This window comes from Arcobacter sp. YIC-80 (genome assembly GCF_044841725.1).
Lineage (GTDB): Bacteria > Campylobacterota > Campylobacteria > Campylobacterales > Arcobacteraceae > Arcobacter_B.
Window position 1 is genome coordinate 223,985 of the sequence record NZ_JBJBSI010000003.1, and the last position, 14,413, is coordinate 238,397.

General features: G+C 28.4%; 15 protein-coding genes. All 15 read right to left on the reverse strand.

The annotated features are described in order from the left end of the window. Positions 1-30 precede the first annotated feature (30 nt). Positions 31-2,823, reverse strand: a complete 2,793-nt coding sequence (locus ACH5BK_RS06650; RefSeq protein ID WP_404305700.1) for a cache domain-containing protein — start codon at positions 2,821-2,823, stop codon at positions 31-33. Between the two features lie 69 nt (positions 2,824-2,892). Then, positions 2,893-4,050 (reverse strand): HD-GYP domain-containing protein, encoded by a 1,158-nt coding sequence (locus tag ACH5BK_RS06655; protein ID WP_404305702.1) that lies wholly within the window; start codon positions 4,048-4,050, stop codon positions 2,893-2,895. A 38-nt stretch (positions 4,051-4,088) separates the two neighbouring features. Then, positions 4,089-4,871 (reverse strand): alpha/beta hydrolase, encoded by a 783-nt coding sequence (locus tag ACH5BK_RS06660; RefSeq protein WP_404305704.1) that lies wholly within the window; start codon positions 4,869-4,871, stop codon positions 4,089-4,091. A 16-nt stretch (positions 4,872-4,887) separates the two neighbouring features. Then, on the reverse strand, positions 4,888-5,325 hold the full coding sequence (locus tag ACH5BK_RS06665) for a DsrE family protein (RefSeq protein WP_404305706.1): 438 nt from the start codon (positions 5,323-5,325) through the stop codon (positions 4,888-4,890). 10 nt (positions 5,326-5,335) lie between these two features. Continuing rightward, a complete protein-coding gene (locus tag ACH5BK_RS06670; protein ID WP_404305708.1) occupies positions 5,336-5,776 on the reverse strand; it encodes an MOSC domain-containing protein in 441 nt (146 codons plus the stop codon). After that, positions 5,776-6,564 carry a thioredoxin fold domain-containing protein gene (locus ACH5BK_RS06675; protein ID WP_404305710.1) on the reverse strand — a complete coding sequence of 263 codons (789 nt, stop codon included), beginning with the start codon at positions 6,562-6,564 and terminating at the stop codon, positions 5,776-5,778. The genes ACH5BK_RS06670 and ACH5BK_RS06675 overlap by 1 nt, the downstream gene beginning before the upstream one ends. 89 nt (positions 6,565-6,653) lie before the next feature. Further along, the gene (gene soxB, locus ACH5BK_RS06680) at positions 6,654-8,420 is read right to left on the reverse strand and encodes a thiosulfohydrolase SoxB (protein WP_404305712.1); all 1,767 of its coding nucleotides are present in this window, start codon (positions 8,418-8,420) and stop codon (positions 6,654-6,656) included. A gap of 18 nt (positions 8,421-8,438) precedes the next feature. Then, complete coding sequence (locus tag ACH5BK_RS06685; RefSeq protein WP_404305713.1) at positions 8,439-9,092, reverse strand: rhodanese-like domain-containing protein; 654 nt, start codon at positions 9,090-9,092, stop codon at positions 8,439-8,441. A gap of 105 nt (positions 9,093-9,197) precedes the next feature. Then, positions 9,198-9,632 carry a hypothetical protein gene (locus ACH5BK_RS06690; protein WP_404305715.1) on the reverse strand — a complete coding sequence of 145 codons (435 nt, stop codon included), beginning with the start codon at positions 9,630-9,632 and terminating at the stop codon, positions 9,198-9,200. A 12-nt stretch (positions 9,633-9,644) separates the two neighbouring features. Continuing rightward, complete coding sequence (gene soxA / locus ACH5BK_RS06695) at positions 9,645-10,580, reverse strand: sulfur oxidation c-type cytochrome SoxA (RefSeq protein WP_404305716.1); 936 nt, start codon at positions 10,578-10,580, stop codon at positions 9,645-9,647. Between the two features lie 40 nt (positions 10,581-10,620). Then, the gene (gene soxZ / locus ACH5BK_RS06700) at positions 10,621-10,938 is read right to left on the reverse strand and encodes a thiosulfate oxidation carrier complex protein SoxZ (RefSeq protein WP_404305718.1); all 318 of its coding nucleotides are present in this window, start codon (positions 10,936-10,938) and stop codon (positions 10,621-10,623) included. A gap of 63 nt (positions 10,939-11,001) precedes the next feature. Continuing rightward, complete coding sequence (gene soxY / locus ACH5BK_RS06705) at positions 11,002-11,451, reverse strand: thiosulfate oxidation carrier protein SoxY (protein WP_404305719.1); 450 nt, start codon at positions 11,449-11,451, stop codon at positions 11,002-11,004. A 16-nt stretch (positions 11,452-11,467) separates the two neighbouring features. Next, on the reverse strand, positions 11,468-11,818 hold the full coding sequence (gene soxX / locus ACH5BK_RS06710; RefSeq protein ID WP_404305721.1) for a sulfur oxidation c-type cytochrome SoxX: 351 nt from the start codon (positions 11,816-11,818) through the stop codon (positions 11,468-11,470). A gap of 11 nt (positions 11,819-11,829) precedes the next feature. Further along, positions 11,830-13,011, reverse strand: coding sequence for a c-type cytochrome (locus ACH5BK_RS06715; protein WP_404305723.1), 1,182 nt, complete (start codon positions 13,009-13,011; stop codon positions 11,830-11,832). Then, positions 12,983-14,317: a sulfite dehydrogenase gene (gene soxC / locus ACH5BK_RS06720; protein ID WP_404305725.1), complete on the reverse strand. Its 1,335-nt coding sequence runs from the start codon at positions 14,315-14,317 to the stop codon at positions 12,983-12,985. The genes ACH5BK_RS06715 and soxC overlap by 29 nt, the downstream gene beginning before the upstream one ends. Positions 14,318-14,413 lie beyond the last annotated feature (96 nt).

Consider the following 14,413-nt stretch of genomic DNA (forward strand, 5'->3'; position numbering starts at 1 on the left):
TAAATATAAAAGTTAAAATCAAGAAAGCTTTTAAAAGCTTTCCCAATCATTTGAAGAAGATGAAGTACTTAAAGAATTATCCTTATTCAGTGTATTATTATCATTATTTTCTTTTTTTATTTGATCTAAATGAGAGAATACTTTATTCATTGACTCTTCTAAATTTGTTGCTATTTCTTCTAATTTATTATTATTTATTGAATCAGTTGCATTTACATCAACATATTCTTGAACTAAAGCATGAACTTTATGATGTTCTTTTTTCAACTCTATCCAATTTGATGTTTTTGTAAAACTTCTATTTTTAGATTCTTCTTCAAGTATCCATTTCCCAAATTTACACTCATTTGATGTTTTTACTTTCCATGAATTTTTAGTAGTTCCAACTTTTTCAAAATTTTCATTTTTAAATTTAATATGATCATTTTTTAATTCTGAAATTTTATATACTAAATCTATATCAGATAATTCACTACTTTCATACTCATCAAATTTTGCACGCTCTGCCATTTTTAATAAATTATCAGAAAGAGAACTAACCTCAACTGCAAGATTACTAATTGTAGTTGCTGAATTAGCATTTTCTTGTGTAGCTTTATCTAAATCATTTATAGTATCATTTATTTGAACAATACCTCTTTCCTCTTCACTACTTGCTTGTGTTACATCTTTAATTAAACTAATAGTTTCATTTATTTTTTCATTTAAATTACTATAACCACTTATCATATTATTGGCAATGTCTTTACCTTCATTTGCTTTTTGAGTTGCTTTTTCTACTATTTCTTTTATTTCTTTTGCTGCATCTGAACTTCGATTTGCTAAATTTCTAACTTCTTGTGCAACTACTGCAAACCCTTTACCTGCCTCACCTGCTGTTGCTGCTTCTACTGCTGCATTTAGAGATAATATATTTGTTTGAAATGCAATCTGATCAATAATAGTAATTGCTTCATTAATAGAATTTACTTGTTCATCAATTTCATCCATTGATTTAGTTGTTTGTGAAGCTAAATTCTTCCCCTGAGAAGATGAATCATGAAGTTGTGACGCAAGACCTGACATTTGATTTACTTTTTCAACATTTGACTTAATAATTGCGGTAATTTCTTCTACAGCTGCTGCTGTTTCTTCTAATGATGCTGCTTGTTGATTTGCAGATGTTGATAAATTTGTCGCACTTTTTGATAAAACTTTTGTATCTTTATTAAGCTTTTTACCACTTTGTGTGATCATAGATAAAAGCTCTGAAACACTTCTACCTATAAGTTTAGTACTAGATTCAATAGAACCTATAATTCCATTTGCATGCTTATTAGTATTTGTAATTTTAAAGTCTGAACCTCCATATTTAATCAATATATTATTTAACTCTATCAAGTTTTCGTTTGTTTTATCTATCATATTATTAATTGAATCTCTTAACTTAGTTATTTGAGGATTTGCTGAACTTTTTTCTATTTTATAAACATAAAACCCATTATTAACTTTTGTTATAACGTCATCAACTTCTTCAATAACTTTTGAGTCCTCTGAGGCTTGATCAATTAATTTTCTAATATATTTATTAAAACTTATTACAAGTTTTCCGAATTCATCATTAGATGTTAATTTAATTTCTTCATTTGTATTATTATGATCACTCATTTTTTTAATTGCATTTTCTAAGTTATTAATTGGATTTACAATTGCTTTTCTTACAAAATATGAATAAATTAAATACATAATAATTATAGCAACTAAAGAAAAAATCATAATTCCTTTTATAATATCATTTATCTCATTAGCTGTTTTTTCTTTCATTGCTATTATATCAGCTTGTATATCATCAACATAAGCACCTGTTCCAATAACCCATCCCCAAGGTTCAAACTTTTGAACATAAGAAAATTTTTTTTGTGGTTTATCATAACCTGGTTTTGGCCAAAGATAAGGGACAAGTCCTCCTTCTTTGTTTTTATTAGTTATTTCAACAAACTCACGGAAAAAATATTTTCCATCTTTATCTTTTAAATTAGTTAAATCCTTTCCATTTAAAGTAGGTTTAATAGGATGCATAATCATTTTTGAGGAAGTATCATTTATCCAAAAATATCCACTCTTACCATATCTCATTTTATTTATTGTATGTAAAGCTTCTTCTTTAATTTTTTGTGATACATCATCAACATAAGATCCTGTTCCTATAACCCAATTAAAAGGTTTGAATAATTTTACATAAGAAACTTTTGGTTGTGGCTTTTCAAAACCAGGTTTTGGCCAAACATAATCTACAAAACCCTTACCACTTTTTTCAGCAACTTCAACAAATTCTCTAAATATTTCTTTTCCACCCTTATCTTTATATTTATAAAGATTTTTCCCATTTAACTGTGGTTTAATAGGATGCATTACTATTACTGCTTCCATATTATTTATCCAAAAATAACCATTTTCCCCATATCTAGCTTTTTGAACTATTGATTTTAATCTATTTTCGAGTTCTTCTTTTGAAAGTGTATTTTTGTATTTTTCATATTCACCATTAAGAATAGTAAAAATAAAATCAGTTTGACTTTTTAATTGATCTTGTACTTCATCTTTTATTTTTTCTATTGATGTTCGTTTGTAGTAAGCATCTACTGTTTTCATAGCAAGAGAAACATAATTTTTAAGTTCTTTCTCTTTTTTCAAAAAAGCTTCATTTGAATACTCTTCAATATTTTGCGATGAAAATCTTTTTATAGACAGTATTGATTCAACTGCAACTACACTTGAAACAACTAAAATTGTAAATAGTGCTAATAATAAAAGCTTAGCTTTTATCGTAAGATTTAAAAACATACTCAACCCTTAAAATAAACTAGTTTATAATAGCTTCTAAAGCAATAAAAAGTCAAGTATGTATATATATTATTCTAATATTTTTTCAAAGTCTTTTACTATAGATAAATCTATTTTACCACTTTCTGACATTTTATACATAATATCAATAACTTTTTTGTGACTATATGAATTTCTATAGGATTTATTAGTTATTAATGAATCATATATAATTATACATGCTAAGATTCTTTCTTTTAAACTTAAATCTTTTGCCATATAAGAATAAGGATATCCTTCTCCATTTAACCTTTCTTGAACCTTACTTGTCCAAATACTAATATCATTAAATCCTATAATATTACTTAAAAATTTTTTATTATAATAAGGATATGCCTTTATTATTTCATACTCACTTTTACTTAACTTATCTTTTTTATTTAAAATTTTACTAGGCACTGTAAATTTACCTATTTTACATAAAGAAGCTGCAATTAAAAGTGTCATTTTATCTTTATATTCAAAATCATAATATTCAAGAAGCTTCTCTAATAACAATAAAATTTGACTATTTTTTGATTCTAAATTAGCAAAAATTGAAGTAATAGATAGAAGTTCATCATAATTTAAAACTTTAGAATAATCTAAAAGATTAGAAAATATATAAAAAAGTATCTCATTTTCATTTTGTAAGTCTAAATAAAAACTTGTTTTTTTTGAATAAGATAAAAAATACTGTGCAAACTCCTTTTTAAATAAAACTCCTTGATTTAATTTTATAAAATCATTTATTTTCTCTATATTATCAATACTATTGTTTGATAAATCAAATTTGATATCTAATGTACTTACAAAAGATATTATCTGCGAAAACAAAGGAATTTCATCATCTTTTAAAGCAAAGATACCTGAACCATCTGTCTTTTCATGACTATATTTTAAAATATCATGATTTGAGTTTAAAAAAGGCAATTTACTAGCATAAGATTCATTTAAAAGACAAAACTCTTCTGATATTTTTTTTGCTTCATATAAACCAATATTTGATATCAAACAATAAGCACACAAATCAAATTTTTCTTCATTTGAAAGTTTCAATTCATTTGCTATCATTAAGCTTACATAAGCAACTCTTTTTGAATGCCCTAAAGATACATTAAGGTACTCTTTTGATGTATAATCAATTGCATTTGAAATACCTAATAAAAAATTATTTAAGTTAAATACAATTTGTGTTTTTTTATCCATATAAATATCCCATAAAATAAAAAAATCCGAAAGGATTTTTAGTAATCAAGTAATTCTGTAATTGCTTCAACAGATGAATCAGTCATATCTAAATCAAGATGTACACCATCTTTAACTTCAATTAACTTAACATTTAAACCTTTTTGTTTAGCAATTTTATAAAACTCTTTTGTCACTTCTGGTTTTGAGATTTTATCTTTTGTTCCATATATAAGTAAAATATTTGTATCTTTTGAAATATTATCAATCACATCAATAGCAGAAATAAGTTCTTTATTATTTGCTACTTCATGAATATTATATCTTCCTCCAACCAAAGCTATATTATCTATTAATTCAGGTTTTAAACCAAGAATAGTTGATCCTATCATAGCACCTGCTGAATGACCTATAAAGTTTACTTTTTGGGCATTATATTTTTGTTTTAGTTTTTCAATTGCTTTTGAAACAAATAAAATATACTCTTTTTTAGCTGCCAAATTTTTAATTTTATCATTATCTAAAGCAGGAAATATATTAGAAGTAGAGTTTGAATAACCAGGTAAAGAAATTGCTACTGTTGTATAATCAGTAATTAGATTTAAAGTTTCAACAAAGGGAGCATATCTTCCTAAAGTATTTGTACCTCTATCCCATGTACCATGAAGAATAATATTTAAAGACTCACTATCTTCTGCATTAACAACTGCTAATTCAAGACACTCATTTTCAACATATATATAATTATTACCTTTTGCTGTACATTTAGTCTTATTAGCATAAGCTAAAACTGACATAAAAACAAAAAAAACTGTTATTTTTAAAATTTTCTCAAATTTCATATTTAACTCCTTTAAATTAATATGCAATTATTCCTGTATAACCATCAATTTGTCTTTCAATTAATTCTACAATTCCTGCTTGAACATAATCAACATCTTCAATAAAATCATCTTTAGTCCACTTCATAGTTTCCATTGTATTTTTACACACAATAAATTCAACATCATACTCCATTAATGAATTAATTCTTGTAAGTGTTTTTTTATCATAATCTTTTTTTAAAGCTCTTATTCCATTTCCATAAGCAATTACTACAACTTTTAAAGACTCAGCTGGGTACTCCTTTAAAATATTATAAATAGTACTAAGATTATGATTTACTTTTTTTAATTCTGAATCATAAAGTTGAATTGCAACTTTCCTTGGATTATCAAAAGTTGGTTGAGGATCATTAAAAGTTGATTTTCCATAAACAAATACACTTATAAATAAAACTAACAATATCTTTTTCATATACATTCCTTTAATTTTTTGTTACTAACATATTTTTCTTTATAATACCACTTTTTATTATTTTACAGTATAAACCTCTACAGTCTTTTATTATAAGTGGTAATTTTTTACCAAATACTGATAAATGATTACAGATCGTGCACTTTTGAGTAACTTCTAAAACTGCATCTTCTACAATAAATCTTGTTCCAACTTTATAATCATGTGGATTAAAATCAAGTAAAATATTTTCTCCTAAACTCCCATATTCTAAACTTATATTATTTTTTTTGGCAAGTTCATAAGAGTTTACACCTACAATCATAACAGTACTATCTAAATCTTTTAAAGCAAACTTATCAAACTCAATCCCATAATCTTTTATAAGATTTAAACTTTCAACCCTTGGTCTAGGTAAACCACTTTGCTCTTTTTTTGCACTAAATATTTCAACTACTTTTCCTAAAGACATTATAGATTTTCCTTTAAAATCTCAATAAAATCTTTTTTTACCCATGCCCCTGGATAAATATTTAAAAGTACTCCGTCTTGTGTTAAAACAAAAAACGTTGGGGTCATTCCTTTAAATTTCTTTTTTAAATTAAAAGGTAAACTCACAAAATCAACATCAACTTCTAAGAAAATATAATCATCATTTATTTTTTCTTGAATCTCCTCTAAATCTAAGACATCTTTTTTCATTTTCTTACAAAAATAACAACTTTGAGATGTTGCATAAACTAGAAAATGCTTTCCTTCTTTTTGTGCTTGATTTAATAACTCTTTTTCATTATATTTTTTATCTAAAACTTTTACTTTTGAAGAACTATTTTTTAATCTATTTTTTTTATAATCCATAAAATAATATGCTAAATTAGAAGCTTCCTCTTCTGTAATTTTCATCGGCTCTTTCTTTTTATAATATTTAAGAACATGAGAATCACAAATACTATTGTTTAGATCTGGATTTCCTAAATACTCTTTTAAATACTCTTCTATTTCAATTACTCTCATTTCAGGATCATTTGGATCTCCTATTTTTCTTGAGCTTTCCATTATTGCCCAAGCTAACATATTTACAGTTGGTATTTCAAGTTTTAATAATTTATTATTCCTTTGGAAATAATTTTCTTTTAATTTTGAAAAAGAGATATATCCTTTATGACAACTTGCACATTTGTTATCAAATATTTCTTTTCCTTTATTATAATCTGCATTTAAAATATTAATCATAAATAAAAATATTAATAATATTCTCATAACTTTTCCTCATTTCAATTTAATAAATAGCCCTAAAGCTACTTATTAAATCAAAAAAGTATAAAGAAAACTCTTTATACTTTTATTGATTAAACAATTCCTGGATTACCTTTTATTCCAATAATATCAGGAGTATCAACTTTTAAATTTTGAATATGTTTTACATTTTTTAAATATGTTTCAACTGTTTCCCATACCGGTTCACCTGGTGATTTTGCACCAACAGTAGACCATCCTGCAACAGAATATTTTTTACTTGGATCTAATTTTGAGCCATTTCTAGTTAACTGAATATCAGAAATTCTCTCTCCCATTTTTGCAGTTGGATTAATTCTATATGAAATACCACCTGTTCTTACCATATCTCCACCTTGTTGATAAAATGGATCTTCATTAAATAAGTTATCAGCAACATCTTCTAAAATTAGTTTAATATCTTTTCCTGAAATATCTCTTCTATAAGTTTCTGGATATGTCATAGCAGTTTGAGTCATTAAATCATCAAAAGTAATCGCTTGACCTGGAATTACAGATGTTCCCCATCTAAAACCAGGAGATAAAGATATTTCTGCATCTTTAACTTCCATTAGGGCATCACAAATAATTTGATCCCAAGAACCATTAAAGTTACCTCTTCTAAATAATGTTTCATCAGTAGTTGCTATTTCTCTTGTTAACTCTTTTAAATAAGGAGCTCTTACATCTTCAATATATTTTTTCATCTGTTTATCTTCTGGAATTAAATCAGAAAAAATAGGTAATAGTGTAAATTTAAAATCTTTAATTTTTCCATTTTGAATATCTAAATCAAGAACATTTAAGAACTTACCATTTGAACCTGCATTACAAACATAAGTAACACCTGCTTCATTTTTAACAGGATAAGCTTCTGGTACACCATCATGAGTATGACCACCCATAATAAAATCAATTCCTGTTACAACCTCAGCCATTTTCTTATCAGTATCATAACCATTATGAGAAAGAACAATCACGGCATCTGGTTTTTCTTCTTCTCTTATTTCATCAACTAATTCTTGCATTCCCTCATCATTAATTCCAAAAGTCCAATCTGGAATAAATCTTTGTGGATTAGCAATAGTTGTATAAGGGAAGGCTTGACCAATAATAGCAACTCTAGCATTACCCATTTTTTTAATAGTATAAGGTTTAAATGCATGACCAGTATCTTCATCATAAGCTTCTGCTGTTCCTTCAAACAAAGAGTCTTCTTTTACTTTAACATTCTGTGCTAAAAACTCAGCATCTAATAATTTTACATTTTCAAGAACTTCAGAAGCTTTATATGTAAACTCCCAGTGACCTACTGCAACATCAACACCAAGTAGGTTCATAGCACCAACCATGTCACGACCTCTTGTATATAAAGCTGTTGCACTTCCTTGCCAAGTATCTCCACCATCTAATAATAAAGTTTTATCTTTACCAAATGAATTAGTTAGAAAATCAACTACAGTTTTAATCTGAGCAAAACCACCTGTTCTGCCCATAGCTTTAGCATGTTTCTCAAAATTTACACAAGAATAAGCATATTCTAATCTTTTATTACCTTTTATTCCATAATAATCAAGCAGTTTTTCACCTACAATATGTGGAGGCTTACCATAATTACCATGAAACCCTAAGTTTACACTAGGCTCTCTAAAGTAAACTGGCAAAAGTTGTGCATGAGAATCAGTCATGTGCATAAATCTTGCATTACCAAATGGTTTTAACTTATAATAATCTTCTAGTTTATTTGTATCTGTCATTCTTGTATGTGAATTAGCAAATACTGGTGCAGCTCCTAGCATAGCCATCATGTATACAAATTCTCTTCTACTTAATTTGCTCATTTATTAACCTTTTATTGTTTATTTTCCTGAACCTGCTACTGTGAAACCAAAAGAAGTCCACGCTTGCATTCCACCTCTATAATATTTAATTTTGTGTGCTGGATATCCCATGTTTAATAAAGAATATTTAACATTTTTTATCATTGCAGGAGTTTGTCCACACCAAAAGCCATTACAATAAGCTACAATTGTTTTAGCTTTAGAAAAATCAAGTGTACCATCTTCTCTTTCAACCACACCCATTTCATCTTCCATCATTTCAATTGAAGTTTCTTTTGAGTCAAAGTTTGTAAAAGGAACATTTACAGAACCTGGTATTCTTAATTTAGCATGCCACCCTGGTTTTCTTGAATCTAAAATTACAATAGAATCATCAGTTTGTGCTTTCTTCATATATTCAATAAATTCCAACTCACCAACAGTTTCAACACCTTTTGCTAATTGAATTGGTTGAGGAGCACCTCTATTTGTAGTATTGTATAATTCAGAAATTAAATTTCCTGATTTTTGATTTCTCATTAGAGTAAACTTTTCACCATTTAAATTCATTTCTATTGATTTAACACCCTTTGAAATTGGTACAAACTTTGAGCTTTCACCCTCTGCAAAAGAGTTTGTTATACACAAAGTAGTAATAGCTGTTGCTAATAATGTCTTTTTAAAAAATGTCATTTTATTCTCCAGTTTTTTATTAATTAATAATATTTAATAATTCATATCACAAAAAAAAGCCAAGATAAAAATCTTGACTCTTAAAACAGTGTTTTAAAATTTAAATTAGTATTTATAACCTTCACCTGGTTGTGCTAATTTCCAAGTTGATTTTGCTTCGTGGGCTTGTTGTAAAGCTCTTATAGCAAATTTACAAGCTCTGTGAGCAGCAAAGTTTGTTTCTAATTTTGTTTTTGATTTTTTACCTTTAAAAGTTTTAGGGTTAACTTCTTTTGCATTTGTTTTAATAGCTTCTTCAACAGAAACAATAATAGCTGAGTTATTAACACCTAATCTTCTAAATTCTAATCCCTCTTTTTGAGCAATGGCATTATATTTTTTTGCTGTTTCAATAACATTTTTAATACCATTTTTTTCAACATTACAAACTTTTTCTATATCAATTTTAGAAGCCATTTCAGGAGCTGAAGGAGTCTTTGCACAAGCACTTAATGCAAATATAGCTGATACTGCTAGTGATAAACTTAATAATCTTTTCATAATAGTTCCTTCTTACTTTCTAATATCTGGGCCATCAACTGGCATTCCATTTGACATATAACTCATAAAGTATAATAACTCTTTCATAGTTTCTGATTCATTCTTAGGTGGTACTTGCCCTTGGTCTTTTACACATCCAGACATTCTTCTCTCTAATGTTCCTAAACCATCATTATTAGCATCTTTTGCTCCCCATTTTAATCTATATACAGGGAAATGTGATGTTTGACCTAATAATTGAGATAAACTTTCATTTCTAACTCTTTGACCTGCACCTTGAACATGACAAGTTGCACAAGAAAGTTTTAAATAACCTCTTTGAGAATAGTAATACTCTTTTCCTCTTTCATAAGCTTCTGCTGCTGCTTTACTATTAATTTGAATATTAACTTTTTTCTCAGCATCTCTTGCTTCATTTGCAAAATATGCTTGTAAATGTGCCATTTTACCTTTTGTTGTTTTCCAAGGTTTTTCCCCATTATCTTTTAAACACGTATTAATAGCTGAAGTTAAAGAAACTAATTGTTTTTTCTTATCATCAAAATAAGGATAATCTCCCGCAATATCAGGATTTGGGAAACAGTTTTTAAATGATTTACCATTTGCAAATGCTTTTGTATATAAAGCCTCTCCTGCTTCTATAAAATCTTCGTATGGAGGAAATTCATTTATTTCTTCATAAGAAGCTCTACCATTTTTAGAAAAAGCATAGTTTCCTTTAGAAAACTCTTCATGTTTAACTCCACTTATAATATTGTTTTTTAATTCATCATCAGTAGAATATGGGAAAAATGTATTTTTATTTCCATAAGGATCTTTGAACTTTGCTTCAAAATAATCAATTAAAGCAAGTCTATCTTTTTCTGCTTGAGCATTAAAATCAGCTGCATTTAAAGCACATGAAGTAAGTGCAACTAAAGCAGTTGTTTTTGCAATTTTTATTAACATAATCTCTCCTTAGGTTTAGCTAGTTACATAATGTAACTAACTATTTAATCTTACTTTTATCAGTTCTTGAATCACCTTTTAAGTCAATCCAAGAAATCTCAACTTTATCACCTTTTTTAGCACCTACTGATTCAGCATTAAACTTAAACTTTAAGTATGGATTTTTTGATAAAAATTGTGATGTTGAAGCTTCAAATACAATTTTGTCATTTACTTTTGCAGTTAAATATGTAATAAAATTCGCTTCTTTTTTTGCTCTTTCTGCCTCTTGGTAACTTAACATTGAATGTTTTGCCATAGCTTTAACAGTTACAACACCTTTTTTTAATTTTGCTTTAATTCTTGTTTTACCAGCCATTTTTATTCCTTTAATTTTCTATTTTATGCTTTTAATTTTATGTATTTATTAGTTGGGGTTAAATCAACCACCACATCCACCAATTGTTACTTTTACTAATTTTGAATCAGAATATAATTTACCATTTTCTTCTACAACAGCTGTAACTGTTCCTGTTTTAGCCATTTTAATTCTAATAGAATAATCAATAATTCCACCTTGTGGTACTGTAAATACAGCAACTGCACTTTCAGGGTTTGCATCTTGGAATACAGCTACTTTTGAACCAGCTAATTTTGAAGAAACAGTTACAGGAATAACTGCACCATTTTCAGCAATATCTGGAGCTTTTAATTTTACTTTACCTTTAGTAGTAGAAGTTGTTCCAAAAATTTCTTTCATAGCTTCATCAACTTTTGTTGCAGTCCAAGCTTTTGGCTTTGTTTCTCTAAAATTTACAGCACTTAAAGTTGAAGGTGCTATAGATAATGCTAATGCTCCTAATCCGAATCCTAAAAAATTTCTTCTATTCATAATTTATTCCTTTTCTTTATTTAATTGTTTTTAAAAATGCTACAACAGCTTTAATTTCACTATCACTTAACCAACCATTTTTACCAAAAGCTGGCATTGCTGAAATTGGATTTGTTGTATATGGATCATAAACCTTGTCATATAAAGCCTCATCAGGCCAATATTGTAAAGCTTGAAGTTTAGGTCCCATACTACCAGGTCCATCAACTTTCATACCTTCAATTGCATGACATGCAAGACAATTACCTTTATTTTTTGTCATAAAGATTTCTTTACCTTGCTTAATTAGTGCATCATTTGCTACTGCACCAGTAAACGAAACTGCGGTAATCGCAGATGCAAGTAGTAGTTTTTTAATTACCTTCATTCCTTACCCCTTTATTTGCTAGAGTTGATCATATAATCAACTACTTTTTTGAACTCTTCATCAGATAAATTCATAGCCCCACCTTTAGGAGGCATTGCATTTATACCTTTGATACCGTTATTATACACTGCTTCTTTACCTTTTTCAAGTACAGAAGCCCAAGCTTCTTTATCACCAAGTACAGGAGCACCAATAGCTTTGTTTCCATGACAAGCTGCACAAGATGTTTCATAAGCTTGTTTTGCTTTAGGGTCAGCTACATTTCCTTTTTCTTCTTCAACTTTCCAAAATCTTTTTGTTGAAGCAGGTGGTTCAAAATCATTTAACTCATTTTTAATTCTAAGAACAGGAACTTTACCTTTTATACAATCTTTCATACATCTTGTACCAGTACCATAGTTTTTAGGATCACTTAAAAATGCTCTCATATTTTCGATACCTTGTTTAGGATCTTTTGTATCAACATTTGGATAAAAACCATCCTCATTAGGCATTTTTATTTTTAAAAATTTTTCTCTATCTAAAACATACTCTTCATCAAGTTCTACCCCATCAATTTCAATACCATTTTCCATTAACAAATATGCAGTAAGAGCATATACTTCACTATTAGTTAAAGATTTTGGATGATTAAAAGGCATTGAATCTTTAATATACCAAAAAAGTGTACTTGCATAAGGCCAATATGTACCAATTACTTTTATTGGTGCCTCAGGGCTAGGATTTTTATCTGCTGGATTTAATAATTGATTAGTTAAAGATTCAGTTGAAGATTCCCCAACAGATAGTCTAGGATAACCTTTACCACCAGCACCAAATTCACCATGACACATAGCACATTGTGCATCATAAAGTTCATTACCCCATTCTACAGAACCTTGTGCTTTTTTTGGTTTTCCATTTTCTAATACTGGTTTTCCATGTTTTGTATCATACATAGGAAGACCTGTACCATCAGGCATTACATCAGTGTTCCATGCTGCTATTTCATTCTTAGTAGCAGTTCTAAAATGATTAAAATTCTTAACTTTTTGTGTATTTACATGATAAGAAGTATATTTACCATCTTTTACTTCATATTTTATAGCTCCATCTACAACCTTTTGTGCTGCATAAGATGAAGTTAACAATGTTGAAGCAGCAATAAGCCCTAGTAAAGTTTTCTTAAGCTTTATGTTTTCTAATGTGAACATTATTAACCTCCCCTTTAGAGTTAACTTCCCAAGTTACCATAGCATTTCTATGATAAACATTTTCTACACCAACAACTGAAGTTTCTTGATCAATTGTAGGTTGTACATTACCTGTATCATCAACTGCTCTACTTGTTAATAAAATAGGCTTTCCATCCCATTTATAAATATAACTAAACCTTGTCCATGCTTTTGGTAGTACTAAACCTTTTAAACTTGCTTCAACCCAATTATCTCCACCATCAAATGAGATATCTACATGTTTAACAGTACCTTGTCCAGACCAGGCAATACCTTGAATTTCAACAATATCACCTTTCTTAAGGTTAGTCCATGGCTTTTCAGGACAGGGAGATGTAATTACAGAATTAACCTCATTAATCCAGAAAAACTGAATTGCTTTTCCTGATTTCTGAAGCATTGTATATTTTGAAGTTTCTTCTTTAGCATGCCATGGCTTATCTGAAAACTCTAATCTTCTTAGCCATTTTGTATTTAAATTACCTTCCCAACCTGGAACTAAAAGTCGTAAAGGATACCCTTGTTCTGGTCTAAGAGCTTCTCCATTTTGTCCCCAAACCAGCATTGCATCATCTAAAGCTTTTTCAACAGGAATTGTTCTAGGATTTGTAGCGTTATCACTTCCTTCTGCTAACATCCATAAAGCATCATCTTCTAAACCAATATCTTCTAATACAGTTTTTAGCATAACTCCTGTCCATTCAGCTTGGCTCATCATACCTTTCATAAACTGTAAGTTATTAAATTGAGGTCCTCTCCAACCTGTACTTCCATTTGCTGGACACTCAATAAAATATATTCTACTTTCACTTGGATATTTTTTTAAATCATCTAAAGTTAAAACTACTTCTTTTTTAACTTTTCCATGAATCATTAATCTAAATTCATGGGGATTTACATGAGCTGTTCCTCCATGATTTCTAGTAAAGAATAAACCATTTGGAACAATAATACCATCTAATTCATGTAAAGGACACATAGAAACTGTTGCATATTTATCACCAGAAGATAGAAGTTCAGTAGTTCTTCTTACTACATTATGTTCATAAGGAGATGGTACTCCGTATGGATACTTATCAGTCTTATCACCAAGCTTAATTCCCCATTCAGCTTCGTTCATAATTGCTACATCATCTGCTTTTGCTTTTACGGGACCTAAAACATTTGCAGCAGCAATTGCACCAGCTGAATAAACCGCAGTTTTTCTAAAAAAATCTCTTCTACTTAGTTTCTTTGATGAAACATTATCAAGAGCTTTTTCAGAATTATTACTAGCTTTCGTCATCATTCCTCCTTATATATTGGTATTTAATTATACCAGACAAACAAATCTATTATAGATATGAGTATCTTAATAAATACTAAATATATAAATATAAAC